This is a genomic window from Streptomyces sp. DH12, from assembly GCF_020873895.1.
Classification (GTDB): domain Bacteria; phylum Actinomycetota; class Actinomycetes; order Streptomycetales; family Streptomycetaceae; genus Streptomyces.
The window spans coordinates 15,655-41,397 of record NZ_JAHWGT010000049.1; the positions used below are offsets into that span (position 1 = coordinate 15,655).

Consider the following 25,743-nt stretch of genomic DNA (forward strand, 5'->3'; position numbering starts at 1 on the left):
TGAGAGGGCTGCCCCCTCGGACTGGACCTCCAGTCCGAGGGGGCAGCCCCTTTTTCACGTCCCCCTCCCGGGGCGGCCCCGGCCACGGCCGGGCCCGGTGGGTCAGCAGAGGGTGTCCGACTTCCGCCAGGCGCACTCCAGGCCCGTCGTCGCCGGCCCGGCGTGCCGTTCGGCCGCCGTGCCGGCTGCGGGGCGGGCGGCGCGGATCGCCCCGGCGGCCGTGTCGGAGGAGGCCAGCGTGACGACCACGGCGTCCTCGACGCTCTTCACCGACGACGCCAGGTGGTTGTTGAGCACGACGCCGTACACCAGACGCCGCCCGGCGGCGTCGGTGACGTACCCGGCGAGGGCAGAAGCGCCGGTCAGCGTGCCCGTCTTGGCGCGGGTGTTGAGCGCCGCGGGGGTGCCGCACATGCGGGTGCGCAGGGTGCCGCCGACGGCCCGGTCCGGCGCGCAGGCCACGGGCAGCGAGGCGTACCAGTCGGCGAACCACGGGGCGTCCTGCACGGCGAGGAGCAGCCGCGTCAGCTGGGCGGCGGGGAAGAGGTTCATCCGCGACAGACCGGAGCCGTCGACCTGGCGCAGCTGCCCGGTGTCGACGCCCTCCTTCCCCAGGTACTCCCGCACGGCGGCCAGGCCCGCCTCCCAGCTGCCGCTGCCGGACACCTCGTGGCCGATGGCCTTGGTGAGGGTCTCGGCGTGCATGTTGTTCGACAGCTTCATGAAGGGCAGCAGCAGCTCCCGCAGCGGCATCGACCGGTGCGTGGCCAGGGGCCGGGCCTTCGCCGGGGTGGGCAGGCCCAGCCGGACGGGACCTTCGACGCGTACGCCGTGGGCGGCGAGCGCGTCGGCGAAGACGGCCGTGGCGTACCCGGTCGGCTCGTCGACGGTGATCCACTCCTTGGTCGGGGCGGCCCCGACCGGGATCTCCCCGGTGATGACGAGGGTGTTCATGCCGTGGGCGCGGGTGATGGCGAGCGTGTCGGGGCGGCCGGCCGCGACGGTCGTGGCGCGGTTGTCGACGCGGACGTAGTCGGTGCGGGGGGTCAGCGTGACCGCGGGGCGCCGCCCCGCGGTGCCGGCGGCGGCCGCCTCGACGACGAGGGTGCCGGAGTCGTAGTCGGTGTCCGGGGCGAGGGTCAGCGGGGAGATCTGCGCGGAGTAGTACGACGACTCGTCGTCCGCGGCCCACGCGCGGCCCAGGCGGTGGGTGTCGAAGCGGGTGTCGTCGGCTACGAGGCGGCCGGTGACGCGCCGGACGCCCGCGGCGGCGACCCGTGCGGCGAGCCGGTCGTAGTCGGCGGCGAGGGTGGTCGGGTCGCCGGTGCCGCGCAGGTACAGGTCGCCGTGGAGCGTCCCGCGGTGGTTGCGGCCGGTGGCCAGTACCTCCGTGGTGAACCGGTGGTCGGGGCCGAGGATCGCCATGGCCGCCACGGAGGTGGGGATCTTGGTGGTGGAGGCCGGCATGAGGCGGTCCCCGGCGTCGCGCTGGTACAGCGTGGCGCCGGTGGCGGCGTCGGCGACGACGACGCCCGCGGCGGCCCCGTCGAGGCGGGGGTCGGTGAGGATCCGGTCGATGGCGCCCTTCAGCCCGGTGTCGGACGGCCCGGCGTCCGCGGGCTCCCCCGCCAGACCCTGCACGGTCCAGGTGAGGAGCGCGGCGAGGCCGAGGGCGGTACCCCGGGCGGCGAGGGACTTGCGCGTCTTCGTGGTGCGCGTCACGGGTCTCATGCGACCTGAGGATCCCGGAGGCTGGGCCCCTCAGGAAGTAGGCGGAGCCGGTTCCCCGTGACGATGCGCACAGGGCAAACCGGAGGTACTAGAGGGAATAGTGAGCCGGCGCCCGAAGTGATCTCGTGCGGGGGTGCCCCTGCCCCGGCTGCCGGGCGCGAGGGCGGGCGAGGGCGGGTCCGGCGCCGCCACCAGCCGGGGTGCGGCGCTGGCCTGGCCTTGGACATCACGGATCGATGCCCGTTTTGCCCCTGTTTTCGTGGGTCGGACCCGACCTCCGGGGCGGCGTCAAGTGTGCGCGTCACACCCCGTCCGCTACGACCGGACCTCGTAGAACGGGCGTTTGGGGCAAGCCGGGAGAAGCCGGTACCAAGGGATGACCGAAGGCCCGGTGCGCCGCTCGCACCGGGTCGGTCCTTGTCCCCGCCCCGGAGGTTCCCCTCGATGTCGCACGCCAAGCACCCCGCCCGTAACGCCGCCGTCGCCCTCGCCGCCGCCGGCATGGGAGCCGCGATGGTGTTCGGCGCCGGTGCCTCGGCCGTCGCGGCCGAGGCGCGGGCCCCGCTCGCCCTGGACACCGCCGCCGCCGTCGCGGCCCAGGCGTCCGCCCAGGCCGAGGCCGCCCACCAGGCCGCCGTCGCCAAGGCCGCGCAGGCCGCGAAGGCGCAGGCCGCCCAGGCGAAGGCCGCAGCCGCGAAGAAGGCCGCCGTCGCCAAGGCCGCGGCCGCCAAGAAGGCCGCCGCCGCGAAGGCCGTCGACTGGGTCAAGCCGGTCACCGGTTACAAGCTCACCGCCGGCTACGCGCAGGGCGGCGCCATGTGGACGAACAAGCACTCCGGCCAGGACTTCGCCGTCCCCGTCGGAACCCCCGTCAAGGCCGCCCACTCCGGCGTCGTCGTGAAGGCCGGCCCCAACGGCGGCGGCGACGGCCCGGCGTACGGCAACGCCATCGTGATCAAGCACGCGAACGGCACCTACTCGCAGTACGCGCACTTGTCGAAGATCAACGTGTCCGTCGGCGCCAAGGTGAAGACCGGCCAGCAGATCGCCCGCTCCGGCAACACCGGCAACTCCTCCGGCCCGCACCTGCACTTCGAGATCCGTACGACCGCCGACTACGGCTCCTCCGTGAACCCGGCGTCCTTCCTGCGCGCCGAGGGCGTCGTCATCTGACGCACGCGCTCCCCGGCGGGCCGGGGCGCGACCCCGGCGGGGGCCCGCGAGGGCTCAGGCCCCGTCGGGGAACTGCATCATCGGGAAGCTCCCCGTGTTGGTGGGGGCGTGCTCCGGCAGCCACAGCACCGCGACGGCGCCCCCCGTGCCGGGGGTGCTGCCCTCCGGTGCCGCGTTGCGGAAGGTGAGCCGGGCGCCCAGGACCCGGGCCTGACCCGCCGCGATCGTCAGGCCCAGGCCGTGCCCGGCGCCCGCCCGGTCGCTCGCCCCCGTACGGAACCGGCTCGGCCCCTCGCGCAGCAGCGCCTCCGGGAACCCCGGCCCGTGGTCGCGCACCCGCACGACCCGCCCCTCGACGGTGACCTCCACCGGCGGTCTGCCGTACTTCGCGGCGTTGCTCAGCAGGTTCCCGAGGATGCGTTCCAACCGGCGCGGGTCGGTGTTCACCCACGACTCGTGCACCACCCGTACCACCGCGTCCGGGTTCACCACCCGCACCCGCCGGCTGACGAATTCGCCGAGGGTGATCTCCTGGAGCTCGGCCCGCTCCGACGCGCTGTCCAGCCGGGCCACCTCCAGGACGTCCTCGACCAGTGTCCGCATCGCCCGCGCCCGGTCCCTGACCAGTTCGGTCGGGCGGCCGGGCGGCAGCAGCTCCGCCGCCGTCAGCAGCCCGGTGACGGGGGTGCGCAGCTCGTGCGCGATGTCCGCGGTCACCCGCCGCTCCGCCTCGATCCGCTCGTGCAGGGCGTCGGTGAGGGCGTCCACCGCCCGTGCCAGCTCGTCCGTCTCGTCCCGGACGACCCCGCCGATCGCGTCGCGCACCCTGACGTCCGTGTTGCCCTGCGCGACCTTCCCCGCCGCGGCCGCCGCCTTGCGCAGCCGGCGCGACAGCTGGCCGCCGATCAGCACGCCGAGCGCCGAGCCGACGAACACCACGGACACCGAGCCGACCACGAGGGCCTCGTCCAGCCGCTTCATGACGGTCGCGCTGCGGTCCGCGAACGGGGTGTGCAGCGAGAGCACGTCGCCGTTGCCGAGCGGCACGGCCGCCCACACGTCCGGCGCGCCGCTGGTGTGCTCCTGCACGTACGTGCCGCGGTGCCTGCGCTCCACGAGCCGCCGCAGCTCGCGCGGCAGGCTCGGGTCGTTCAGCTTGGTGCCGAAGCGCGGCTCCTTCGGCTTCGACGCCTCGTACACCCGCTGAGCGAACAGCAGCCGCTCCATCTGCACCTCGCGGGCGTTGTCCAGCATCGACACCCGGGCGGCGTTGTGGACGACGAGGCTCAGGGCGACCGTGATGAGGGCGCCCACGGCGGCGATCGCGATGGAGATCTTCCACCGGACACCGGTCCGCAGTGCGGGCTGCTTCATCGGGCGTCGTCCTGTTCTGTGCGGGTCCTGTGCGGGGTGCGCGGGAGGGGCGGGAGGGGCGGTACGGAGCGGAACGGGCCTGGCGCAGCGTGCCCCCGGCCCGCCGGCCCCGCCGGACCCCGTCGGACAGGGCGGGCGGGGCGGGCACGGGCGACGGGGCGGGCGGTACGCGGGCGGTCCGGCGCGTACGCGGGCTACGCCCTGAGCTTGTACCCGAAGCCGCGGACCGTCTCGATCCGGTCCTGGCCGATCTTCGTGCGCAGCCGCTGCACATGGACGTCGACGACACGGGTGTCGCCGCCCCAGCCGTAGTCCCAGACGCGTTCCAGCAGCTTGTCCCGGGACAGGACCGTGCCCGGGGCGGAGGAGAACTCCAGCAGCAGCCGCATCTCCGTCGGCGTCAGCGCGACCGGCGCGCCGCCCTTGCGGACCTCCATGCCCTCGGTGTCGACCTCCAGGTCGCCGAAGACCAGCAGCCCGCGCTCGCCCGGTCCGCCCCGGTCGCCGCCGTCGGCGCCGGCGGCACCGCCGGCGTGGCCGAAGCGCCGCAGCACGGCCCGGATCCGGGCCACCAGCACCGCCCCGTCGAACGGCTTGGTGACGTAGTCGTCGGCGCCCGCCTCCAGGCCCAGCACCACGTCGATCGAGTCGGCGCGCGCGGAGAGCATGATGACCGGCACCGTCGACTCGTCGCGGATGCGCCGGCACAGGCTGACGCCGTCCATCCCGGGCAGCATCACGTCCAGCAGCGCGATGTCCGGCTGCCGCGCGCGGAACGACTCCAGCCCCGACAGCCCGTCGGGCATGGCCGTCACGGCGAACCCGTCCCGCTCCAGCGCCAGCTGTGTGGCCTCCCGGATGACGTCGTCGTCCTCGACGAACAGCACACGCGTCTCTGCCATACCCCGTCCTCCCGCGCCCTCGGTCACTCGTCCGGGCCGGTCGGCGCGGGACCGCTGATGTCCCCGCCCTCGACGGCCTTGCTGTACTCGTTGCGCACCACGTAGTGCTCCGTGAACCTGTCCGACGACCACCGGTAGGTGACCACTTCCTCGCCGGACGGGTACGCGATCGGGTCGCCCTTCGCGTACGTCTGCTTGGTGACGACGAGGTCGCCGCGGTCGATCGCCGAGTACACGGCGGGCTCCTCCAGCGCGAACACGTTCTCGAACGTCTGCTCCCGCTTCCGGTACACATACGTTCCTACGCCGACCGCGTCCCCGCACGTCAGCACGTTGACGACGACGTCGGCCGCGCTGGTTCCGGTGAGGTTGCCGTACGAGGTGTCGACCGGGTACGCGTCCGGGCCGCAGGGGCGGAGGTCCTTCTTCACCCGGTCGCTGACCTTGGGGTCGTTCTTCAGCAGCTCCACCACGTCGACCCGCTCGAAGGGCGAGGACGCGGAGGGGGTGGGGGCCGCCGCGCCCGACGGCCCGCCCTGCTCCGTGGGGGCCGCCCCCTCGTCGCGGGTGCCGGTGCCGCCGGTGGAGCAGCCGGCGGCGAGGAGTCCGAGCAGACCGACGGCGGCGAGGCCGGCCATCGCCGCCGACCCCGCCGCCCGTCCGTTCCCGGCCCCGGCCGCCGCTCCGGCCCCGGCCGCCGTGCCCTTGCCGCTCCCGGCCGCCGCTCCGGCCGCCGTCCCGGTTCCGACCCCGGCCGTCGCCGGGCCCGGATCCGTACCGGGGGCGGCGGCGCCTGCCGTGCCGCCGTTCAAGCCTCTGCCGCTCAGGCCGCGCACCGCTCCCGCTCCCGTCCCTGGCCCCGCCCGTCCCCTCGCACCCCGCTCCGGGCGCGCCGGTCGAGGGCGCGGGCGTCGATGTCCCGACTCTCCAGCTCCTGGCGGAGCCGGGCGAGCGCGCGGTGCAGTGTGCTCTTCACCGTACCGGTCGACATGCCGAGCGCGGCGGCGGTCTCCTCGGTGCTCATCTGCTCCCAGTGGCGCAGGACGACGACGCTGCGCTGCTTGGGCGCCAGCACCTTCAGCACGTCCATGAGGAGGGCGCGGTCGGCGTGCTGCTCGGTCGCGTCGTCCACGGACGCGTCGGGGAGCTGCTCGGTGGGCACCTCCTCCAGCTTGCGGGCGCGCCACCACTCGGTCCGGGTGTTGATCATGACGCGGCGCAGGTAGGCGTCGGCGAGGGACTTGTCGGCTATGCCGTCCCAGCGGCCGTACGTGCGGGCCAGCGCCGTCTGCAGCAGGTCCTGGGCGTCGACCGGGTCGGGCACCAGTCGCCTGGCGCTGCGCAGCAGGGCGTCCTGCCGTGTGCGGACGTACTCCTCGAATCCGAGCACCTCGCCGTGCGACATCCCGAACCGCCTCCGTTTCCCCGTGACAAGCCGTGGTCCCGCAGCGCCGCCGGCCACTCCGGCCGGCTTCCCCGCGCTGACACCACGAGAAGTTACGGAGCGCTTGTCACGGCACTGTCCGATCCACCCTGCGGCGGGCGCACGGCTGTCCATCGGTTGTGTAACAGCGGCGGTGTGACAGCGCTGCGTGAGGACGGGGACGCGCAGCGGTACGGCCGGGGCGGCCCCGACCGGGTGCGGGAGGGCGTACCCGGCCGGGGCCGCCGGAAGGGCGGGACGGGGCGCGCGGGCCCGGGCCGGAGGGCAGCCGGGCCCTCGGGCGTCAGGCCGAGGGGAGGCGGTAGCGCCCGCCGTCCAGGGGTTCGACGAGGCCGTCCGCGACCAGGCCGTCCAGGGCGCGGGCCCGCTGCGCGGGCTCGTGCCAGACCGCGTCCAGCGCGGCCTGCGGGACGGGGCCGTGCGCCTCGCGCAGCACGGCGAGGAGCTTGCCGCGCACCTGCCGGTCGGTGCCGGCGTACGTCTGGCCTCGGCGCGCGGGGCCCTCGTGGGCGGGCTTCCCGGCGAGCCGCCAGGCGCACTCGCGGGCGATCGGGCAGCGCCCGCAGTCCTCGTTGCGGGCCGTGCAGACCAGCGCGCCGAGCTCCATCGACGCCGCCGCCCAACGGGCCGCGCGGGCGTCGTCCTCCGGCAGCAGGGCCCGCGCGAGGCGGCGCTCGGCGGCGGTCGTGGCGTTCGGCGGGTACTGGACGCCCGTGACGGCGCGGGCGATGACGCGCCGGACGTTGGTGTCCAGGACGGCGTGGCGCCGGCCGTACGCGAACGAGGCCACCGCCGCCGCCGTGTACTCCCCGATGCCGGGCAGGGCGAGCAGCTGGGCATGGTCGCTCGGCACGTCACCGCCGTGCCGTTCCGTTATGGCGACGGCCGCGCCGTGCAGCCGCAGGGCCCGGCGCGGGTAGCCGAGCCGTCCCCAGGCGCGGACGGCCTCGCCGGGCGCCTCGGCCGCCAGGGCGGCCGGGCGGGGCCAGCGGGCCAGCCACTGCTCGTACACCGGCAGGACCCGGCTGACCGGGGTCTGCTGGAGCATGAACTCGCTGACCATCACCCCCCACGCGCCCGCTTCGGGGCGCCGCCAGGGCAGGTCGCGGGCGTGCTGGTCGAACCACGCGAGGACGGGGGAGTGGAGTCGGTCCGGTGAGAGGGCGGGGGCCGCTTCGGGAGTCTCGATCGCAGTCATGGCACGACGATCCTGACACGTTCCGCCGCCGTTTCCCGCGTTACCCCGGACCACGGCCCGGACGCGGCGCCGCCCGACACCCGGGAGACCGGCGGGCGCCCGGGGGGCCGGCGGGCGCCCGGGGGGCCGGCGGGCGCCCCGGGCCGGTCCGCCCCGGCTGATCAGGCGCACGCGGCGGTGCGGCCTGCCTCCGGCGGTGCCGGCTCGCTCGGGAGACGCGCCCGGTGACCCCGCCACGCCCGGTGCACCGCGTCTCAGGAGACGCGCCGGTGCGCCGCCTCGCGTCGTCCGCGCCGGCCCCGCTGCTGCGGCACCACGGGCCGGCCGCCGGCGTCGACGTGCGGGTCGCCCCCGTATCCGCCGTGGTCGGTACGGGAACGCTCCGCGCCCGCCAGGGCGCCGGGGGCGGGGCCGGGGCCGGCGAGCCACCGCGCCGCCGACGACCCGCTCGTCCGCATCGTGCCCACCAGCCGCGAGGTCGGGCCCGTCAGCACCCGCACGAACACCAGCACGGCCAGCGCGCCCACGACGAGGCCCGCCGCCACGTCGTGCGGGTAGTGCACGCCGACGAAGACCCGCGAGAACGCCATCAGCACGGCCAAGGGCACCGTCAGCCACGCGATCCGGCGCCACGCCAGCACGAGCGCCATCGCGGAGGCGCCCGCGATGGCGGAGTGGTTGCTCGGGAACGACCAGTCCCCGTACGGAGGACATTCGGCGATCGACGCGACGGCGCCCGCCACGGCCCGGCAGGGCCTCTCCTCGTCAACCAGCGACTTGAGGGTCTCGCTGACGACGTAGCCGAAGGCGGTGGCGACCGGGGCGAGCGCGGCGACCGCCACGGCCCGCGGGTCGCCGGGGCGCACCCGCCACCAGGCGACGACGAACAGCACACCGAAGACCAGCAGTCCGGCGTCGGTGCCGATCTCGAAGAAGACCTGCACCCAGTGCGGGGTGTCCTGGGCGAAGTCGGTGACGGAGCGATAGAGGTCCTGACTCATGAGGAGCGACGGTACCCGGCCGCCGGAACCGCTCGTTCGGCGCCTTCCACCCGGCGGGCGGCCGCCGATCGCGGTCAACGCCCCCACGGAGATGTGATCATCGGCAGAATTTGGCGCAGGAGCGGCGGGTGGGGCGGGAGTTGGCGTCGATCTCTCGTACAGTTTTCGCGTGGGATCTCTGCGCAATCCGGTCGGGCCGCTTCCCTCCTCCATCTACTGGCGGCGGAGGGCGGTCCTCGCGGGCGTGGTCGCCCTGCTCGCCGTGCTCGTCGCCTGGTTCGTCAGCTCCGGGGACGGCGACGGCGGGAAGGGCGGCGACGGTGCCAACGGCGCCTCGCCCGCCCCGTCGATCACCCCGGGGCCCTCGCCGTCGGGCCCCGCGATCAGCGCGGCGCCGGGCGGCCGCGACGAGACGGGCGGTACCGGCGGCTCCGGCGGTACGGGCGGGAGCGGCGGTACGGCCGGCTCCGGCGGCGCTGCGGGCGCGGGCGGTTCCGGCGGTACGGGCTCCGGCTCGGGCGGCACGGGCGCCGGTGGCGCGGGTTCCGGTGGCGCGGGTTCCGGTGGCGCGGCGGGCGCGGCGGGCGGGCAGGGCGGCGCCACGGGCTCCGCCCAGCAGGTACCGGCGAACTCCCCGCTGCCGCACTGCGCCCCGGGCTCCCTCCAGCTCACCCTCAGCAGCACGAAGGTCTCCTACGCCCCCGACGAGAAGCCCCGGTTCCGGCTGACCGCGCGCAACACCTCCGCGACCGGCTGCAAGACCGACCTGGGCCCCGCGACGGCCGTCCTGACCATCAGCGACGGCAAGGACCAGGAGATCTGGTCGTCCGACGACTGCCTCCGGGGCGACGGCCGCACATACGTCTCCGTCCCCGCGGGCGGCACCGCCACCTACACCGTCGAGTGGGACCGCCGCCACAGCGCGCCCGGCTGCGGCACCCCCTCCACCCGGGTCGCGGGACCCGGCACCTACCTCGCGGAGGCGACCGTGCCGGGCGTGAAGGGCGTGCTGCGCTCGTCCATCACGCTGGCGAAGGACTGACGGTCGCGGGCGCGACGACCGCGGGCGGGTGACGCCGCGTCAGACATACCGCTCCAGGATCGACGACTCGGCCAGCCGCGACAGGCCCTCCCGCACGCTGCGGGCGCGCGCCTCGCCGACGCCGTCGACCGTCTGGAGGTCGTCGACGCTCGCGGCGAGCAGCTTCTGCAGTCCGCCGAAGTGCTCCACCAGCCGCTCGATGATCGCCCCGGGCAGGCGCGGCACCTTCGCGAGGAGCCGGTAGCCGCGCGGCGACACGGCCGAGTCGAGGGTCTCCGGCGAGCCGCTGTAGCCGAGGGCGCGGGCCACGGTGGGCAGCTCCAGCAGCTCGGCGTGGGACAGCGCGTCCAGCTCGGTGAGCGCCTCGGCGACCGTGCGGGACCGCTTCGCGGTCGGCTCGGGGACGTAGTCCCGCACCACGAGCTCCCGCTCCGGCTCGACGCCCGCGATCAGCTCGTCCAGCTGGAGGGCGAGGAGGCGGCCGTCGGTGCCGAGCTCGACCACGTACTCGGCGATCTCGGTGGCGATCCGGCGGACCATCTCCAGCCGCTGCGCCACGGCGGTGACGTCCCGGACGGTCACCAGGTCCTCGATCTCCAGCGCGGAGAGCGTGCCGGCGACCTCGTCCAGGCGGAGCTTGTACCGCTCCAGCGTGGCGAGGGCCTGGTTGGCGCGGGAGAGGATCGCCGCGGACTCCTCCAGGACGCGCCGCTCGCCGTCCACGTACAGGGCGATCAGCCGCATCGACTGCGACACGGAGATCACGGGGAACCCGCACTGCTTCGACACCCGGTCCGCGGTGCGGTGCCGGGTGCCGGTCTCCTCGGTGGGGATCGAGGCGTCCGGCACCAGCTGGACGCCCGCGCGCAGGATCTTGGTGCTGTCCTTGTCGAGGATGAGCGCGCCGTCGAGCTTGCACAGCTCGCGCAGGCGGGTGGCGGTGAACTCCACGTCCAGCACGAAGCCGCCGGTGCACATCGACTCGACGGTCTTGTCCATGCCGAGGACGATCAGACCGCCCGTGTTGCCGCGGAGGATGCGCTCCAGTCCGTCCCTCAACGCCGTGCCGGGGGCGACCGCGCTGAGCGACGCGCGCATGAGCGCTTCGTTGCCGGAGCCTCCGCCCGACTTTCCGGGTGCTGCCCGGTCGTTGGCTGCCACTGCACTCCTCCGGCTCGTACGGGTGGGCGAGACCAGGCCAAAGTCTAGCGACCCCCACCGCACCGGGGGCTTCGCCCGCGAATCAGCCCGGGGCGACGGGCCCGCGGACCCACCCCCGGCGGCCTCCGCCGGCGCCCGGCGCCCGGCCGGCGACGCACCCGCGGCGGCCTCCGCCGGCGCCTCGCGACCGGCCTGCGGCGCACCCGCCGGCCGCCTCCGCGTCCCCGGGTCAGTCGGCGCCGGGCGTGCCACCGGCGGGCGCGGCGGCGCGGCGGCGGCGGGGCAGGACGCTCAGCGCCTCACCCATGTCGGCCACCTCCAGCACCCGCATCCCCGCGGGCACCTTCCCCGGGTCGGACGGCACGAGGGCGTGGGTGAAGCCCAGCCGGTGGGCCTCGGCGAGCCGCCGCTGCACGCCCGTCACCCGCCGCACCTCGCCGGCGAGGCCGACCTCGCCGATCGCCACGAGGTTCTTCGGCAGCGGCGTGTCGCTCGCCGCGGACGCCAGCGCCAGCGCGATGGCGAGGTCCGCGGCGGGCTCGGAGAGCCGCACCCCGCCGACCGTCGCGCTGTAGATGTCCCGCTTGCCCAGCGCGCTGATCCGCCCGCGCTGCTCCAGCACCGCCAGCATCATCGACACGCGGGAGGTCTCCAGTCCCGACGTCGTCCGCCGGGGCGAGGGGATCTGCGAGTCGACGGTCAGCGCCTGCACCTCGGCGACGAGCGGACGCCGCCCCTCCAGCGTCACCGTCAGGCAGGTGCCGGGCACGGGCTCGGCGCGGCGGGTGAGGAACAGCCCGCTGGGGTCGGCCAGGCCCGTGATGCCCTCGTCGTGCAGTTCGAAGCAGCCGACCTCGTCCGTCGCCCCGTACCGGTTCTTCACGCCCCGCACCAGCCGCAGCCGCGCGTGCCGGTCGCCCTCGAACTGGAGCACCACGTCCACCAGGTGCTCCAGCAGCCGCGGCCCCGCGATGGCGCCGTCCTTCGTGACGTGCCCGACCAGCAGGGTCGCCATGCCCCGCTCCTTGGACGCCCGGATCAGCGCCCCGGCGACCTCGCGGACCTGGGCCATGCCGCCCGGCGCCCCGTCGATCTCCGGCGACGCCACCGTCTGCACCGAGTCCAGCACCAGCAGGGACGGCTTCACCGCGTCCAGGTGCCCCAGCACCGCCGACAGGTCCGTCTCGGCGGCCAGGTACAGGTGGTCGTGGAGCGCGCCGATCCGGTCGGCCCGCAGCCGCACCTGGCTCGCCGACTCCTCGCCCGTCACGTAGAGGGTGGGGTGCGCGGCGCTCGCGGCCTTCGCCGCCACGTCCAGCAGCAGGGTCGACTTGCCGACGCCGGGCTCGCCCGCGAGCAGCACCACCGCGCCCGGCACCAGCCCCCCGCCGAGCACCCGGTCCAGCTCGTCGACGCCGGTCGCGCGCGCCTCCGCCTGCCGGCCGTCGACCTGGCCGATGGGCAGCGCGGCCGCCGACACCCGCCCGGCGGCCGTCGTGCGCACGGCGGGCGCGCCGTACTCCTCCACCGTCCCCCACGCCTGGCACTCGGGGCAGCGGCCGAGCCATTTGGCCGTCGTCCATCCGCATTCGGTGCAGCGGTAGGACGGCCGGTCCTTGGTGGATTTCGTACGGGCAGCCATGCGCCACACCGTAGCGGCCGCCACTGACAGGTCCGCCCGCACCGGCGCGCCCCGGAGGGCGCCCGCGCTAGGGGCGTCACGCGCCATTGGCAAATCCCACTGTCCTCTTTCGAGGGATACGTTCACCCGTAAGGCTTAAAACCGTCGGAGGGGCACCGAGAGTGTGCCTGAGGCCGCCTACGGTCGCCGGGTGATGAGCAGCAGGTTGGAGCCCCCCACGTACACCACCGGCGCACACCGGGTGGAGCGCCGTGCGCCCCGGAGCGGCGCGGGCACCCTCACGCAGCGCCCGCCCGCGCGGTACGAGCCGCATGTCGACGGACTGTTCACCTACTGCCTCTCCGTCCTGTGCGACCACGACGCGGCGACGTCCGTGCTCGGCGAGGTGCTGGCCGTCGCCGAGCGCCAGCACGGGCGCGGTCCCGCCGACGAGTCGCGCCGCCCCGCCTGGCTGTACGCGCTCGCCCGCTGGGCCTGCCTGCGCGAGCTGACCGAGCAGCGGCGCAGGCGCCAGGGCGCCCACTCGGCTCGGCGGCCGGGCGCGGAGGCCCCGCGCGTGTCCGAGGAGACCGCCGAGCGGCGCCGCCGCGAGCTGGCCACGCTCGCCTGGCCGGAGGCCGCCGGGACCTCGCCGGAGCAGCGGGAGGCCCTGGAGCTGGCCGTGCGCCACCGCCTCGACGCCCCGGAGGTGGCCGCCGTGCTCGGCATGGCCCCGCAGGCCGCCCGGGAGCTGCTGTCGGCCGCGGCGTGCGAGGTGGAGCGGACCCGCGCGGCGCTCGCCGTGGTGGAGACCGGCACGTGCTCGGCGGTGGCCCGGCTCACCGGCGACCACCAGGTCCTGCTGTCGGCGGCCCTGCGCCGGGAGCTCGTGCGGCACGTCGACGACTGCCCGGTGTGCCGCCGCGCCGCCGAGCGGGCGGAGGCGGCGGGCCCGTGGCCGGGCTCCACGGTCACGCCCGCGACGCTCCCCCTCGTGCCGGCGCCGCGCGCGGCGGTGTGCGCGGCGATGCTGAGCGCCCGGCGCACCCGCTCCGCCGGCCCCCGCTTCGGGCGCGACGGCTTCCCCCTCGACCCCAAGGACCACGCGGCGCGCCGGGACCGCATGCGGGCCCGAGCGGTGACCACCACGGTCGTCGCCACGGTCATCGCGGCGCCCGTCCTCGCCCTGTGGGCCGCCTACCGGGGCGACACGGCCCTCGGCGACGGGCGCGACGACCCGGCGGTCAGCGCCGCCGACGGGACCGGCGCCCAGCCCGCGGGGAGCGGCCACTACGAGAACACCGGCAACGCGCGCACCGGCGGCGCGGACCCCCGCTTCCGCGGCCCGAGCCAGGGGCCGGACGTCTCCGTGGAGGTCATCAGCCCCGGTACGGCCGCGTCCCCGTCCGCCCCGGGCGGGCACGGTCCCGGCCGCGTCACGGTCGCCGCGCAGCCGTACGGCGACACGACGATGCTCACCCTCACCGCGTCGGGCGGCGGTCCCGTCGCGTGGTCCCTGTGGAGCGACGCGCCCTGGCTGTACGCGAGCCGTACCTCGGGCACGCTGGAGCCGGGCCGCTCGGAGCGGGTGTTCGTCTCCGTCGACCGGGCCCGCGAACCGCAGGGGCCGTGGAGCGCGCGCGTGGGTGTGAACCCCTCGGGCGCCGTCGTCGGCATCGACGGGCACGGGCCGAAACGCCCGCCGTCCCCGACCGCGAGACCGCGCCCCTCGGCGCCGTCGACGCCCCGGCCCTCGCAGCCGTCCACGCCGTCGCCCAGCGGCCCGCCCCCGTCGACGACCGAACCGCCTGCGACCGAGCCGCCCCCGGCGACGGAACCGCCCCCGTCCACGGACCCGCCGCCCGCCTCGGAGCCCCCCGCCTCCGACGACCCGGGCTCCGCCTCCCCGGGCGGGGAGTCCGGGCAGGACTGACCGGGAGGCACGGCGAGGACCGGGGGTTCAGAGGCGGACGGCGGCCTCCGACGGGCACACGGCCGCCCGGCGCCCTGTCACGGCCGCCGCACCGGATGCGGCAGGTCCACCGGACGGGGCGTCGGACGAGACGCCGACGCCGGGTCCCCCGCCCCCGCCCCCGCGGGGACCGGGTCCGCCGGGTGGGGCGCCACCAGCGGCGCCGCGGACGCCAGCCGCGCCTCGCACAGCTCCACCAGCACGTCGTACGCCGCCTTGCCCATCAGCTCCGTCAGCTCCGGGCGGTACGTCACGTACACCGGGTCGCCCGCGCCGTGCGCCGACGTCGCCGACGTGCACCACCAGTGCAGGTCGTGACCGCCCGGGCCCCAGCCCCGGCGGTCGTACTCGCCGATCGACACCTGGAGGACCTTCGTGTCGTCCGGGCGCTCGATCCAGTCGTACGTGCGCCGCACCGGCAGCTGCCAGCACACGTCCGGCTTCGTCTCCAGCGGCTCGCGCCCCTCCCGCAGGGCCAGGATGTGCAGCGCGCACCCGGCGCCGCCGGCGAAACCGGGCCGGTTCTGGAAGACGCAGGAGCCCTCCCAGCGCCGCGTCTGGCGCTCGCCGTCCTCGTCGAGCTGCACCCAGCCCGACCCCGTGCCCACGTCGTGGAACTGCCACAGCTCGGGCGTCAGCCGCCCCACGTGCTCCGCGACCCGCCGCTCGTCGTCCTCGTCCGAGAAGTGCGCGCCCAGCGTGCAGCACCCGTCGTCGGCCCGGCCCTCCCGGATGCCCTGGCAGCCGCTGCCGAACACGCACGTCCAGCGCGACGTCAGCCACGTCAGGTCGCAGCGGAAGACCTGGTCCTCGTCCGCCGGGTCGGGGAACTCCACCCACGCGCGCGGGAAGTCCAGGCCCTTCTCGTCCTCGTACGGGACGCCCGCCGCGGCGGCCCCGCGGGCGTCTCGCTTCTTGCCGGGTCCGGTTTCGCCCGGCTTGGCCTTCTTCGTCTTTGGCACCCCTCCAGCGTAGGCGCAGCGCGGGACGGGGGAGCAGTAGCGTTCGGGCATGAGACTCGGAGTCCTCGACGTCGGTTCGAACACGGTGCACCTGCTGGTCATGGACGCCCACCCGGGCGCCCGGCCGCGGCCCGCGCACTCGCACAAGGTCGAACTGCGCCTCGCCGAACTGCTCGACCCGGACGGCGCGGTCGGCGACCGCGGCGTCGACCGGCTCGTCGAGGTCGTCGGCGACGCCGTGCACACCGCGGAGGAGAAGGGGTGCGAGGAGGTCCTCCCCTTCGCCACCTCCGCGATCCGCGACGCGCCCGACGCCGACGCCGTCCTCGCGCGGGTGCGCGCCGAGACCGGCGTCACCCTCCAGGTCCTCACCGGCGAGGAGGAGGCGCGGCTCACCTTCCTCGCCGCCCGCCGCTGGTTCGGCTGGTCCGCCGGCACGCTGCTCCTCCTCGACATCGGCGGCGGCTCGCTGGAGATCGCGTACGGGATGGACGAGGAGCCCGACGCGGCCGTCTCGCTCCCGCTGGGCGCCGGGCGGCTCACCGCCGGCTGGCTGCCCGGCGACCCGCCGGACCCGGCCGACGTGAAGGCGCTGCGCCGGCACGTACGGGCGCGGATAGCCCGGACGGTCGGCGAGTTCGCCCGGCTGGGTCGGCCGGACCACGTCGTCGCCACGTCCAAGACCTTCAAGCAGCTCGCCCGGATCGCCGGCGCCGCGGGCTCCGGGGAGGGGCTGCAGGTGCAGCGCGTGCTGAGCCGTACGTCACTGGAGACGTGGGTGCCGAAGCTCGCCGCGATGACCACCGAGCAGCGCCGCGGCCTGCCCGGCGTCTCCGAGGGGCGGGCCGCGCAGCTGCTGGCGGGGGCGCTGGTCGCGGAGGCCGCGATGGACCTGTTCGCCGTCGACGAGCTGGAGATCTGCCCCTGGGCGCTGCGCGAGGGCGTCATCCTGCGCCGCCTCGACCACCTCCCCGGGTGACGGGAGGGGACCGTACGCTGTCCTTCGTGGGAGATCCGGCATACGTGGTGCAGCAGGCGGAGCGGGCGGTGGCGCGCCCGCCCCTGGCGAAGGTGGCCCTGTCGACGGCGTCGGTCTACCCGGAGTCGACGGCCACGGCCTTCGAGGTCGCCGCCCGCCTCGGGTACGACGGCGTCGAGGTCATGGTGTGGACGGACCCCGTCAGCCAGGACCTCCAGGCGCTGCGCCGGCTCTCCGACTACCACCAGGTGCCCGTCCTCGCCGTGCACGCCCCCTGCCTGCTGATCACCCAGCGCGTCTGGTCGACCGACCCGTGGACCAAGCTCCAGCGGGCCCGCGCGGCGGCCGAGGAGCTCGGCGCGTCGACGGTCGTCGTCCACCCGCCGTTCCGCTGGCAGCGCCAGTACGCCCGCGACTTCGTCGAGGGGATCTGGCGGATGGCGAACGAGACGGACGTCCGCTTCGCCGTCGAGAACATGTACCCCTGGCGCTACCGCGACCGCGAGATGCTCGCCTACGCGCCGGAGTGGGACGTCACGAAGGACGACTACCGCCACTACACCGTCGACCTCTCCCACACGGCGACCGCCCGCACCGACGCGATGGCGATGGTGTCCCGGATGGGCGACCGGCTCGGCCATGTCCACCTCGCCGACGGGCGCGGCTCGGCGAAGGACGAGCACCTCGTGCCGGGGCGCGGCACGCAGCCGTGCGCCGAGCTGCTGGAGCACCTGGCCCGCACCCGCTTCGACGGGCACGTCGTCATCGAGGTCAACACCCGGCGCGCGATGTCCGCCGCCGAACGCGAGGCCGACCTCGCCGAGGCGCTGGCCTTCACCCGGCTGCACCTGGCGTCGGCGGCCCGCATCCCGTGACCGGTCGGCGGCGCCCGGCACGGGCGTGAGCGGTCGGCGCCCGGCCGGCGTGAGGGGTCGGCACTCCCGTTCGTGACCGGTCGGCCCCCGGCCCGGGTCTGACCGGTCGGTGGCCCCCGACCCGGGCGTGAGCGGTCGGCGCCCCCCAGGCCCGGGTGTGACCGACAGGCGACCCTTCCGTCCCGGTATGCGGACGGCCTGTCCAGATCTTGGAGCAGCGGCGTACGCTCGAAGGAGCCAGATCTCTCTGCTGAGGAGCGAGCGACGATGCCCGAACTGAGGTCCCGCACTGTCACCCACGGCCGCAACATGGCGGGCGCCCGCGCCCTGATGCGGGCCTCCGGTGTACCGGGCGAGGACATCGGGCGCAAGCCCATCGTCGCGGTCGCCAACTCCTTCACGGAATTCGTCCCCGGCCACACCCACCTCCAGCCGGTCGGCCGGATCGTCAGCGAGGCGATCAGGGCGGCCGGGGCGATCCCGCGCGAGTTCAACACCATCGCCGTCGACGACGGCATCGCGATGGGCCACGGCGGCATGCTGTACTCGCTGCCCTCCCGCGACCTGATCGCCGACTCCGTCGAATACATGGTCGAGGCGCACTGCGCCGACGCGCTGATCTGCATCTCCAACTGCGACAAGATCACCCCGGGCATGCTCATGGCCGCCCTGCGCCTGAACATCCCGGCGGTCTTCGTCTCCGGCGGCCCCATGGAGTCCGGCCGGGCCACCCTGGTGGACGGCACCGTCCGCACGCTCGACCTGGTCGACGCGATCTCCGACGCGGTGAACGACAAGATCTCGGACGAGGACATCCTCCGCATCGAGGAGAACGCCTGCCCGACCTGCGGCTCCTGCTCCGGCATGTTCACGGCCAACTCGATGAACTGCCTGACCGAGGCGATCGGCCTGTCCCTCCCGGGCAACGGCTCGGTCCTCGCCACGCACACGGCCCGCCGCGCCCTGTACGAGGACGCCGGCCGCACGGTCGTCGAGCTGACGAAGCGCTACTACGAGCAGGACGACGCCTCCGTCCTGCCCCGCAACGTCGCCACGTTCGCCGCCTTCGAGAACGCCATGGCGCTGGACATCGCCATGGGCGGCTCCACGAACACGATCCTGCACCTGCTGGCCGCGGCCGAGGAGGGGGGCGTCCCCTTCGGACTGGAGGAGATCGACGCCGTCTCGCGCCGCGTGCCGTGCCTGGCGAAGGTCGCCCCGAACGTCGCGAAGGACCGCACGTACTACATGGAGGACGTGCACCGCGCCGGCGGCATCCCCGCCCTGCTGGGCGAGCTGCACCGGGCCGGCCTGCTGAACGAGGACGTCCACGCCGTGCACAGCCCCTCCCTCGCGGACTGGCTGAAGACGTGGGACGTGCGCGGCGGCTCCCCGTCCGCCGACGCGGTCGAGCTGTGGCACGCGGCGCCCGGCTGCCGCCGCTCGGCGGAGGCGTTCTCCCAGTCGGAGCGGTGGGAGGCACTGGACGACGACGCGGAGAACGGCTGCATCCGCTCCGCCGAGCACGCCTACTCCAAGGACGGCGGCCTCGCGGTCCTGCGGGGCAACCTCGCGGTGGACGGCTGCGTCGTGAAGACGGCCGGCGTCGACGAGTCGATCTGGACCTTCGAGGGCCCGGCGGTCGTCTGCGAGTCGCAGGAGGAGGCCGTCGAGAAGATCCTCAACAAGCAGGTCCGCGACGGCGACGTCGTCGTCATCCGCTACGAGGGCCCCAAGGGCGGCCCGGGCATGCAGGAGATGCTGTACCCGACGTCGTTCCTCAAGGGCCGCGGCCTCGGCAAGACGTGCGCGCTGATCACCGACGGCCGGTTCTCCGGCGGCACCTCCGGCCTGTCCATCGGCCACGCCTCGCCCGAGGCGGCGTCCGGCGGCACGATCGCCCTCGTCGAGGACGGCGACCGCATCCGCATCGACATCCCCGGCCGGGCGATCGAGCTGCTCGTCGACGACGCGACCCTGGCCGTCCGCCGGGAGGCGCTGGGCGGGGCGTACGCGCCGAAGAACCGCACACGCAAGGTGTCGGCGGCGCTGCGCGCGTACGCGGCGATGGCGACCAGCGCCGACCGCGGCGCCGTCCGGGACGTGAGCAAGCTCGGCTGACGCGAGGCCGCGCCCGCCCGGCTCCGGCCGCCGCCCCGCCCACCCGGCGGGACGGCGGCCGCGGCGTTTCCCGGCCGCTCGCCCCCCGGCGGTGGGCGGGGCGGCGCCCGGCGGCCGGCCCCGGCGCGGGGCGGCGCGTTCACCACCCGGCCGGGTCGACCGCGAACACCGCCCCGTCCGGGGCCCCCGCGACCACCTTTCCGTCCACCACGACCGGCGCGGGCAGTAAGGGCACGAACGCCCGCCCGCCGCCCGCCATCCGCGGCGCGGTCTGCCCCACCACCGCCCGCCGCCCGGCGTCCACCGCCAGCAGCCGCCCGTCCCCGGCCATCAGCAGGACCCGCCCGTCCGCGACGACCGGCCGCGACACCCGGGCCGCGCCGGTCTCCAACCGCCACTGCTCCCGCCCGACGGCCAGGTCGACCGCCGTGAGCGACCCGCCCGAGCCGACGACGTACACGGCGTCGCCGTCCGCCACGGCCTGCGCCTGGTCGACGGGGCCGCCGAGGGCCACCCGCGTCACCACCCGCCGCCCCGCCCGGCCCCCGGCCCCGGCAGCGGGGTCCGTACCGGCGTCGGCGGTCAGCCGCACCACCGCGTCGGTGTACAGGTCGGCGTCGGCGGACAGGAGCACCAACCCCCGCTCCGTCGCCTGGACAGGCGTCAGCGAACCCCGCACCCGCTCCCGCCACAGCACGCGTCCGTCGACCGGGTCGACGGCCGTGACCAGCGTGGTCGCCCCGTCGGCCGCGACCGCGGCGGCGAACAGCGGCCCGCGCGGACCGCCCACCCACTGCGCCCCGCGCGCCGCCGGCCGCCCCGCCCACCGCTCGGCGCCCGTCGCGGCGTCCAGCGCCCGCACCCGCCCGTCCGGGAGGACGGCCAGCACCATGTCGGCACCCGGTACGACCTGGGCGTACGCGCCGAGCGCGGCCTGCCACCGCACGGCGCCGGTCGCGGGGTCCAGCGCCTCCAGGCGGGCGCCGCCCTCCGCGCCGCCCTCCGCGTCCGCCCCCACCACGAGCACCACCCCGCCGACGGGCAGCACGGCGGCCCCCTCGCCCCGCCCCGACGCGGCGGCACCACCGACCGCCGGCACCGACCAGGCGCGCGCCCCGTCGGCCACGGCCAGGCGGGCGGCCTTCACCCCGGGCGCGGCGCAGTACAGCGCCCCCCGCGCACCGGCGCACACCGGCGGCCGCGCGCCCCCGCCCGCCTCACCCAGCGCGACGGCCCAGGGCCGGAACCCCGCCGCGACGGCGACGGGCCCGCCGTCGCGCGCGCCGCCCCGGTCGCCGAAGCCCCGCACGGCGAGGACCGCGCCGGCGACGGCGGCCGCGAGCGCCACCGCGGCGGCCCCCCACACCAGACGGCGCCGCGGCAGGGCACTCCCGCGCACGCCCTCCCGGCCGGGGTCGGGGCCCGCTCCCGCGCGGCCCTCCCGACCGCCACCGTCCGGTACGGCCGCGCCGCCCACCGGCCCGCGCGGCGCCGGCACCCGAGCCTCCCCGGACGTACCGCCGCCCACCCCGGATGTACCGCCGCCCACGCGGGACGCGCAGCCGTCCGCCGCGCGCCCGTCGCCGCCCGCCCCGGAGGCGCCGCCGGCCACCGGCCGCCGCGACCCGCCCCCCGGGACCCGCAGCGCGCCCATCACCTCCTCCGGCGCGGGCCGCTCGGCGGGGTCCTTCGCCAGGCAGCGCACCAGCAGCGGTGCCAACTCCTCCGGCACGCCCGCGAGATCCGGCTCGTTGTGCACGACCTGGTACGCCACCACGTACGGGCTGTCGGAGTCGAACGGCCCCCGCCCGGTCGCCGCGTGCACCAGTACCGCGCCCATCGCGAAGACGTCCGCCGCGGGCCCGACGTCCCGGGGCCGCTGGAACTGCTCCGGCGCCATGAACGGCGGCGTCCCGATGAGCTTGCCCGTCTCGGTGCGCACGTCGCTGTCGGTGGGCCGCGAGATGCCGAAGTCGATGACCTTCGGCCCGTCCGCCGCGAGGAGCACGTTGCTCGGCTTGAGGTCGCGGTGCACGACCCCCGCCCGGTGGATGTCGCGCAGCGCCTCCGCGAGGCCCGCCCCGAGCCTGCGCAGCTCCTCGGCGCCCAGCGGCCCGTTCCGCTTCACCCGCTCCGAGAGCGTCGGGCCGTCGATGTACAGGGTCGCCATCCACGGCCGCGCGGCCTGTGGGTCGGCGTCCACGACGGGCGCCGTGAAGGCCCCGCTGACCCGCCGCGCGGCACTGACCTCCTGCCGGAAACGCGCCCGGAACTCGGGGTCCGCCGCGTGCTCCCGGTGCACGACCTTGACCGCGAGGCGCAGCCCGGAGTCCGAGGCCGCCAGCCGGACGTCCCCCATGCCGCCGGACCCCAGCCACTCCCCGAGCCGGTACCTCCCGGCGTACTCCGGATGCTCCGCTTCCGGTACGGGACCGGAGCTGCGCAGCGGCGGCATCATCCACCCCCGTGTGTGCTCGCTCGGACGCGCGGCGCGCGACCGGCGCACGACCGGCGCACGGCGCGACGCACGGAGCCTAGTCGATGATGCGTGCGACGGCGGTGGGGCTTGTTAGCCTCCCGTCCACGGTTCGCGCCCCCGTTCCCAAGGGGGCCTCAGGGGGGATTTCGGCATGGAGAGCTACTCCGTCAAGCGCTACCCGGTGGCACCGGGGGTCCGGCTCAACGTCCGCAGCGGACCGGGCACGCAGTACGGCATCGTGAGGATGCTGCCGGAAGGCGTCAGCGTCCCGATCAACTGCCAGACCCCGGGCACCCGCGTCACCGGCCCGTACGGCACCTCCGCCATCTGGGACAACATCGGCAACGGCCAGTACGTCGCCGACGCCTACGTGCGGACCGGCAGCGACGGCTACGTGACCGTCCGCTGCGGCTGACCCCACCACCCCACCGCACCCGGGTGCACCCCGACGGCACCCCGGGCACGCCCCGGCGGCACCGGCGGCGACCGGGCCGGAGGCGCCGGCCACGGGCGGGGGATAATCGCCCCGTGAGCGACGACCCCACCGACACCCCGAGCACGTCCGGCGGCCCGCGGCCCGAGCCCCTCCGCTTCTTCGGCACGACCTGGGTCGACCACGACGGCGGGTACGGGCTGCGGCGCGCCGGCCTCACCGTCGGCGCCCTCGCCGCGGCCGTCGCGGGCGCCTTCGTCCTGCGCCTCGCCTACGAGGGGCTGGCCATCGCCCGCGTGGGCGGCTTCGCGAACGGCCTGGTCGTCGCCATGTTCGCCGTCTGCACGGCCATCGCGTTCCAGCGCACCTGGATGGGCTTCGTCCGCCGCCCCGCCGACCCGGCCCGCGAGGAGGCACTGCGCAGCCTGAAGGCGATCGGCTTCGTCGGCTCCCTCGTCGCGTACGGCCTGCGCTGCCTCGTCGAGGCCCCGGGCGAGAAGCTCCTGCGCGGCGAGTACGAGACGGCCCGCGCCCAGTACCGGAAGCGCCGTGCCACCCGCGCGGGCAACCCCGCGTCCCGCACCAAGCGCCGCCGCCGCCCGTAAGGCCCCGCCCGGCCCCGCCCGCCCCGGCCCCGCACCGCCCGGCCCCCGGCCCCGCCCCGCACCACCCCACCCGTGGGACCCCGCCCGTACCGCCCTTCGGACGGCGTCGCCGCCGCCCCCCGCGCCGGTGCGAGGATGGCGCCAGGCACGTACCCCACGGCGAGGTGAGCAGAGCAATGACCCAGACAGTCGCGGTCCTCGGCACCGGAAAGATCGGCGAGGCGCTCCTCAGCGGCATGATCCGGGCGGGCTGGCCCGCCGCCCACCTCCTCGTCACCGCCCGCCGCCCCGAGCGCGCCGACGAGCTCCGCGCCCGTTACGGCGTCGAGGCCGTCTCGAACGCCGACGCCGCCAAGCGCGCCGACACCCTGATCCTCGCCGTCAAGCCGCAGGACATGGGCCGCCTCCTGGACGAGCTCGCCCACCACGTCACCCCCGACCACCTCGTCGTCAGCGCCGCCGCCGGCATCACGACCGCGTTCATCGAGGAGCGCCTCGCCGCCGGCACCCCCGTGGTCCGGGTCATGCCGAACACCCCCGTCCTCGTCGACGAGGGCATGTCCGTCATCTCGGCCGGCAGCCACGCCACCCCCGACCACCTCGGGCACACCGAGGAGATCTTCGGCGGCGTCGGCAAGACCCTGCGCGTCCCGGAGTCCCAGCAGGACGCCGCGACCGCCCTGTCCGGCTCCGGCCCCGCGTACTTCTACTTCCTCGTCGAGGCGATGACCGACGCCGGCATCCTCCTGGGCCTGCCCCGCGCCCAGGCCCATGACCTCATCGTCCAGGCCGCCATCGGGGCCGCCGTGATGCTCCGCGACAGCGGCGAGCACCCGGTCAAGCTGCGCGAGGCCGTCACCTCCCCGGCCGGCACCACCATCAGCGCCATCCGCGAGCTGGAGAACCACGGCGTGCGCGCCGCCCTGATCGCCGCCCTGGAGGCGGCCCGCGACCGCAGCCGCGAGCTGGCCTCCGGCAACGGCTGACTCCCACCCGCCGGTACGGGGACGGGGGTACCCGGCTCCGCACAGCCCCCCCCCCCCGCCCCGCCCGTCCCGTCCCGTCATCTCAGCCGGGCGGCAGCAGCCCCACGGCCCGGTAGGCCCGGTCGACGACCGGCCGCGCGACCGCCCGGGCCCGCGCCGCGCCCTCCCGCAGCACGCCGTCCACGTACGCCGGGTCGGCGACCAGCTCCGCGTGCCGCTCCCGCACCGGCCGCAGCAGCTCCACCACGGCCTCGGCGACGTCCCGCTTCACCGCCCCGTACGAGGAGTACCCCGCCGCCAGCTCCGCCGGATCGCCCCCGCCGGTGCACGCGGCGAGCACCTCCAGCAGGTTGGCGAGCCCCGGCCGCCCCTCGGGGTCGTGGACGACGTCCCGGCCGCTGTCGGTGACCGCCCGCCCGACCTTCCGCCGCACCACGTCCGGTTCGTCGAGGAGGTGGACGACGCCGGGCCCGCCGCCGCCGGACTTGCCCATCTTCACCGTCGGGTCCTGAAGGTCCATCACCCGCGCCGCCACCGCCGGCCGGGTCGCCCGCGGCACGGTGAAGGTGGCCCCGTACCGCTGGTTGAACCGCACGGCGAGGTCCCGCGTCAGCTCGACGTGCTGCGCCTGGTCGTCGCCCACGGGCACCTCGTCCGTCGCGTACGCCAGGATGTCCGCCGCCATCAGCACCGGGTACGTCAGCAGCGACAGCCGTACGCTCCCACCCCTGTCCCGCTCCAGCGCCGCCTTCTCCCGGTACTGGATCATGCGCCGCATCTCGCCGTCGGTGGCCGTGCACTCCAGCAGGTACGACAGCCGGGCGTGCTCGTCGACGTGGCTCTGCACGAAGAGCGTGCACCGCTCGGGGTCGAGCCCCGCCGCGAGCAGCAGGGTCGCCGCCTGCCGACTGAGCCGCCGCACACGCGCGGGGTCGTGCTCGACTGTCAACGCGTGCAGGTCCACCACCGAGAACAGCGCGTCCGCCCGGTACTGGTCCTCCCGCACCCAGCGCCGCACCGCCCCGAGGTAGTTGCCCAGCGTCAGGTGGCCGGTCGGCTTCACACCGCTGAAGACCCGTGTCACGTTCGTCCTCTCCCTCTCTCCTGGCCGACCGCCGCCCCGGCGGCCGGCCCTCACGGGGGAGGGGGATACGCGAACGGCCGCCGGGGGCGGCGGCCGTCTGTCTGCATGCGTGTCAGCGCGGCCGCCTTCAGGCGGCCCACCACTGGAGGGTGTGCGCACGCGATGTCATGCCCCGAGGGTACGGGGCGGGGGCCAGGGTTGACAGTGGTTTGTGTGGTGCGTAGTGTTCTCCGAGTTGTCCGACGTGAGCGCCGACCCCGGTCGGTCCCCGGACAGCCATTCCGCAAGAACCACCTCCAGCGAGCGACATTCCGTCGCCCCGCTCTGCGTGCGCTTTTGCGAAATGCAGAATCCGCGTTCGAAAGAGCGGGCCCCGATTAGCGTCGGAGTCGAGGATTCGCTAGGGTTCACGACGTCGGAACGGCCGAAGGGCCGGAAAGACAACCCCCTCTGACTGGGAATCAGGCCCGAAAGGATCTGATAGAGTCGGAATCGCCGGAAAGGGAAACGCGAAAGCGGAGAACGGCCCGGCAGCCCGCTCCAGCGGGTGGCAGAGAAGGAAATCGGATCTGCTAGGCTGGAGACACGAAAGACCGAAGG

At 75.8% G+C, this 25,743-nt stretch carries 21 protein-coding genes; 9 read left to right on the forward strand and 12 right to left on the reverse strand.

The features are described 5' to 3' along the window. Window positions 1–102 precede the first annotated feature (102 nt). The gene (gene dacB / locus LPA54_RS30255) at window positions 103–1,722 is read right to left on the reverse strand and encodes a D-alanyl-D-alanine carboxypeptidase/D-alanyl-D-alanine-endopeptidase (protein WP_228983771.1); all 1,620 of its coding nucleotides are present in this window, start codon (window positions 1,720–1,722) and stop codon (window positions 103–105) included. Between the two features lie 453 nt (window positions 1,723–2,175). Between dacB and LPA54_RS30260 the strand changes: the two genes are divergently transcribed. Beyond that, window positions 2,176–2,904 carry a M23 family metallopeptidase gene (locus tag LPA54_RS30260; protein WP_228983772.1) on the forward strand — a complete coding sequence of 243 codons (729 nt, stop codon included), beginning with the start codon at window positions 2,176–2,178 and terminating at the stop codon, window positions 2,902–2,904. Between the two features lie 54 nt (window positions 2,905–2,958). Here LPA54_RS30260 and cseC read toward each other — a convergent pair whose 3' ends face one another. The 6 genes from cseC to LPA54_RS30290 all read right to left on the reverse strand — a co-directional run bounded on the left by cseC (window position 2,959) and on the right by LPA54_RS30290 (window position 8,823). Beyond that, the gene (gene cseC, locus LPA54_RS30265; protein ID WP_228983773.1) at window positions 2,959–4,278 is read right to left on the reverse strand and encodes a two-component system sensor histidine kinase CseC; all 1,320 of its coding nucleotides are present in this window, start codon (window positions 4,276–4,278) and stop codon (window positions 2,959–2,961) included. 194 nt (window positions 4,279–4,472) lie between these two features. Next, window positions 4,473–5,180, reverse strand: coding sequence for a two-component system response regulator CseB (cseB, locus tag LPA54_RS30270; protein ID WP_228983775.1), 708 nt, complete (start codon window positions 5,178–5,180; stop codon window positions 4,473–4,475). Window positions 5,181–5,203: 23 nt separating this feature from the next. Continuing rightward, window positions 5,204–5,818 carry an LppP/LprE family lipoprotein gene (locus LPA54_RS30275; RefSeq protein WP_228983820.1) on the reverse strand — a complete coding sequence of 205 codons (615 nt, stop codon included), beginning with the start codon at window positions 5,816–5,818 and terminating at the stop codon, window positions 5,204–5,206. A 185-nt stretch (window positions 5,819–6,003) separates the two neighbouring features. Next, complete coding sequence (locus LPA54_RS30280) at window positions 6,004–6,585, reverse strand: SigE family RNA polymerase sigma factor (protein WP_228983782.1); 582 nt, start codon at window positions 6,583–6,585, stop codon at window positions 6,004–6,006. 322 nt (window positions 6,586–6,907) lie between these two features. After that, window positions 6,908–7,822: an A/G-specific adenine glycosylase gene (locus LPA54_RS30285; RefSeq protein ID WP_228983784.1), complete on the reverse strand. Its 915-nt coding sequence runs from the start codon at window positions 7,820–7,822 to the stop codon at window positions 6,908–6,910. 254 nt (window positions 7,823–8,076) lie between these two features. Then, entirely contained in the window at window positions 8,077–8,823 is a 747-nt protein-coding gene (locus LPA54_RS30290; protein WP_228983786.1) for a phosphatase PAP2 family protein, read from the reverse strand. A gap of 169 nt (window positions 8,824–8,992) precedes the next feature. On the opposite strand from LPA54_RS30290, the gene LPA54_RS30295 reads away from it, so the two are divergent. Beyond that, complete coding sequence (locus LPA54_RS30295; protein ID WP_228983787.1) at window positions 8,993–9,865, forward strand: hypothetical protein; 873 nt, start codon at window positions 8,993–8,995, stop codon at window positions 9,863–9,865. A 39-nt stretch (window positions 9,866–9,904) separates the two neighbouring features. Here LPA54_RS30295 and disA read toward each other — a convergent pair whose 3' ends face one another. Together disA and radA are read right to left on the reverse strand one after the other, a co-directional pair. Beyond that, on the reverse strand, window positions 9,905–11,026 hold the full coding sequence (disA, locus tag LPA54_RS30300) for a DNA integrity scanning diadenylate cyclase DisA (protein ID WP_228983790.1): 1,122 nt from the start codon (window positions 11,024–11,026) through the stop codon (window positions 9,905–9,907). 229 nt (window positions 11,027–11,255) lie between these two features. Continuing rightward, entirely contained in the window at window positions 11,256–12,668 is a 1,413-nt protein-coding gene (gene radA, locus LPA54_RS30305; protein ID WP_228983792.1) for a DNA repair protein RadA, read from the reverse strand. Between the two features lie 193 nt (window positions 12,669–12,861). Here radA and LPA54_RS30310 point away from each other — a divergent pair, with 193 nt between their 5' ends. Further along, window positions 12,862–14,580 carry a hypothetical protein gene (locus LPA54_RS30310; RefSeq protein WP_228983793.1) on the forward strand — a complete coding sequence of 573 codons (1,719 nt, stop codon included), beginning with the start codon at window positions 12,862–12,864 and terminating at the stop codon, window positions 14,578–14,580. 77 nt (window positions 14,581–14,657) lie between these two features. Here LPA54_RS30310 and LPA54_RS30315 read toward each other — a convergent pair whose 3' ends face one another. Continuing rightward, the gene (locus LPA54_RS30315) at window positions 14,658–15,581 is read right to left on the reverse strand and encodes a hypothetical protein (RefSeq protein WP_228983795.1); all 924 of its coding nucleotides are present in this window, start codon (window positions 15,579–15,581) and stop codon (window positions 14,658–14,660) included. 49 nt (window positions 15,582–15,630) lie between these two features. On the opposite strand from LPA54_RS30315, the gene LPA54_RS30320 reads away from it, so the two are divergent. The 3 genes from LPA54_RS30320 (at window position 15,631) to ilvD (ending at window position 19,556) form a co-directional block, all read left to right on the forward strand. Beyond that, window positions 15,631–16,560, forward strand: a complete 930-nt coding sequence (locus LPA54_RS30320; protein WP_228983798.1) for a Ppx/GppA phosphatase family protein — start codon at window positions 15,631–15,633, stop codon at window positions 16,558–16,560. A 68-nt stretch (window positions 16,561–16,628) separates the two neighbouring features. Beyond that, window positions 16,629–17,435, forward strand: a complete 807-nt coding sequence (locus tag LPA54_RS30325; protein ID WP_228983822.1) for a sugar phosphate isomerase/epimerase — start codon at window positions 16,629–16,631, stop codon at window positions 17,433–17,435. Between the two features lie 267 nt (window positions 17,436–17,702). Then, on the forward strand, window positions 17,703–19,556 hold the full coding sequence (ilvD, locus tag LPA54_RS30330) for a dihydroxy-acid dehydratase (RefSeq protein ID WP_228983800.1): 1,854 nt from the start codon (window positions 17,703–17,705) through the stop codon (window positions 19,554–19,556). 139 nt (window positions 19,557–19,695) lie between these two features. Here the strand turns inward: ilvD and LPA54_RS30335 are convergent, their stop codons facing one another. After that, window positions 19,696–22,011, reverse strand: coding sequence for a PQQ-binding-like beta-propeller repeat protein (locus LPA54_RS30335; protein WP_228983824.1), 2,316 nt, complete (start codon window positions 22,009–22,011; stop codon window positions 19,696–19,698). 175 nt (window positions 22,012–22,186) lie between these two features. Between LPA54_RS30335 and LPA54_RS30340 the strand changes: the two genes are divergently transcribed. From LPA54_RS30340 to proC, 3 genes are all read left to right on the forward strand, one after another. Beyond that, on the forward strand, window positions 22,187–22,450 hold the full coding sequence (locus LPA54_RS30340; protein WP_228983802.1) for a peptidase: 264 nt from the start codon (window positions 22,187–22,189) through the stop codon (window positions 22,448–22,450). A 113-nt stretch (window positions 22,451–22,563) separates the two neighbouring features. Continuing rightward, window positions 22,564–23,073 (forward strand): hypothetical protein, encoded by a 510-nt coding sequence (locus tag LPA54_RS30345; protein WP_228983803.1) that lies wholly within the window; start codon window positions 22,564–22,566, stop codon window positions 23,071–23,073. Between the two features lie 176 nt (window positions 23,074–23,249). Continuing rightward, window positions 23,250–24,059: a pyrroline-5-carboxylate reductase gene (gene proC / locus LPA54_RS30350; protein WP_228983805.1), complete on the forward strand. Its 810-nt coding sequence runs from the start codon at window positions 23,250–23,252 to the stop codon at window positions 24,057–24,059. Window positions 24,060–24,141: 82 nt separating this feature from the next. On the opposite strand, the gene trpS is transcribed toward proC, so the two are convergent. Next, on the reverse strand, window positions 24,142–25,143 hold the full coding sequence (gene trpS, locus LPA54_RS30355; protein WP_228983807.1) for a tryptophan--tRNA ligase: 1,002 nt from the start codon (window positions 25,141–25,143) through the stop codon (window positions 24,142–24,144). Window positions 25,144–25,743: the final 600 nt, after the last annotated feature.

Excerpts from the sequence above, each read along its gene's own strand:
- LPA54_RS30260 (WP_228983772.1), top strand. The coding sequence starts at position 2,176 with ATGTCGCACGCCAAGCACCCCGCCCGTAACGCCGCCGTCGCCCTCGCC.
- cseC (WP_228983773.1), bottom strand. The coding sequence starts at position 4,278 with ATGAAGCAGCCCGCACTGCGGACCGGTGTCCGGTGGAAGATCTCCATC.
- cseB (WP_228983775.1), bottom strand. The coding sequence starts at position 5,180 with ATGGCAGAGACGCGTGTGCTGTTCGTCGAGGACGACGACGTCATCCGG.
- LPA54_RS30275 (WP_228983820.1), bottom strand. The coding sequence starts at position 5,818 with ATGGCCGGCCTCGCCGCCGTCGGTCTGCTCGGACTCCTCGCCGCCGGC.
- LPA54_RS30280 (WP_228983782.1), bottom strand. The coding sequence starts at position 6,585 with ATGTCGCACGGCGAGGTGCTCGGATTCGAGGAGTACGTCCGCACACGG.
- LPA54_RS30285 (WP_228983784.1), bottom strand. The coding sequence starts at position 7,822 with ATGACTGCGATCGAGACTCCCGAAGCGGCCCCCGCCCTCTCACCGGAC.
- LPA54_RS30290 (WP_228983786.1), bottom strand. The coding sequence starts at position 8,823 with ATGAGTCAGGACCTCTATCGCTCCGTCACCGACTTCGCCCAGGACACC.
- radA (WP_228983792.1), bottom strand. The coding sequence starts at position 12,668 with ATGGCTGCCCGTACGAAATCCACCAAGGACCGGCCGTCCTACCGCTGC.
- LPA54_RS30310 (WP_228983793.1), top strand. The coding sequence starts at position 12,862 with ATGAGCAGCAGGTTGGAGCCCCCCACGTACACCACCGGCGCACACCGG.
- LPA54_RS30320 (WP_228983798.1), top strand. The coding sequence starts at position 15,631 with ATGAGACTCGGAGTCCTCGACGTCGGTTCGAACACGGTGCACCTGCTG.
- ilvD (WP_228983800.1), top strand. The coding sequence starts at position 17,703 with ATGCCCGAACTGAGGTCCCGCACTGTCACCCACGGCCGCAACATGGCG.
- LPA54_RS30335 (WP_228983824.1), bottom strand. The coding sequence starts at position 22,011 with ATGCCGCCGCTGCGCAGCTCCGGTCCCGTACCGGAAGCGGAGCATCCG.
- LPA54_RS30340 (WP_228983802.1), top strand. The coding sequence starts at position 22,187 with ATGGAGAGCTACTCCGTCAAGCGCTACCCGGTGGCACCGGGGGTCCGG.
- proC (WP_228983805.1), top strand. The coding sequence starts at position 23,250 with ATGACCCAGACAGTCGCGGTCCTCGGCACCGGAAAGATCGGCGAGGCG.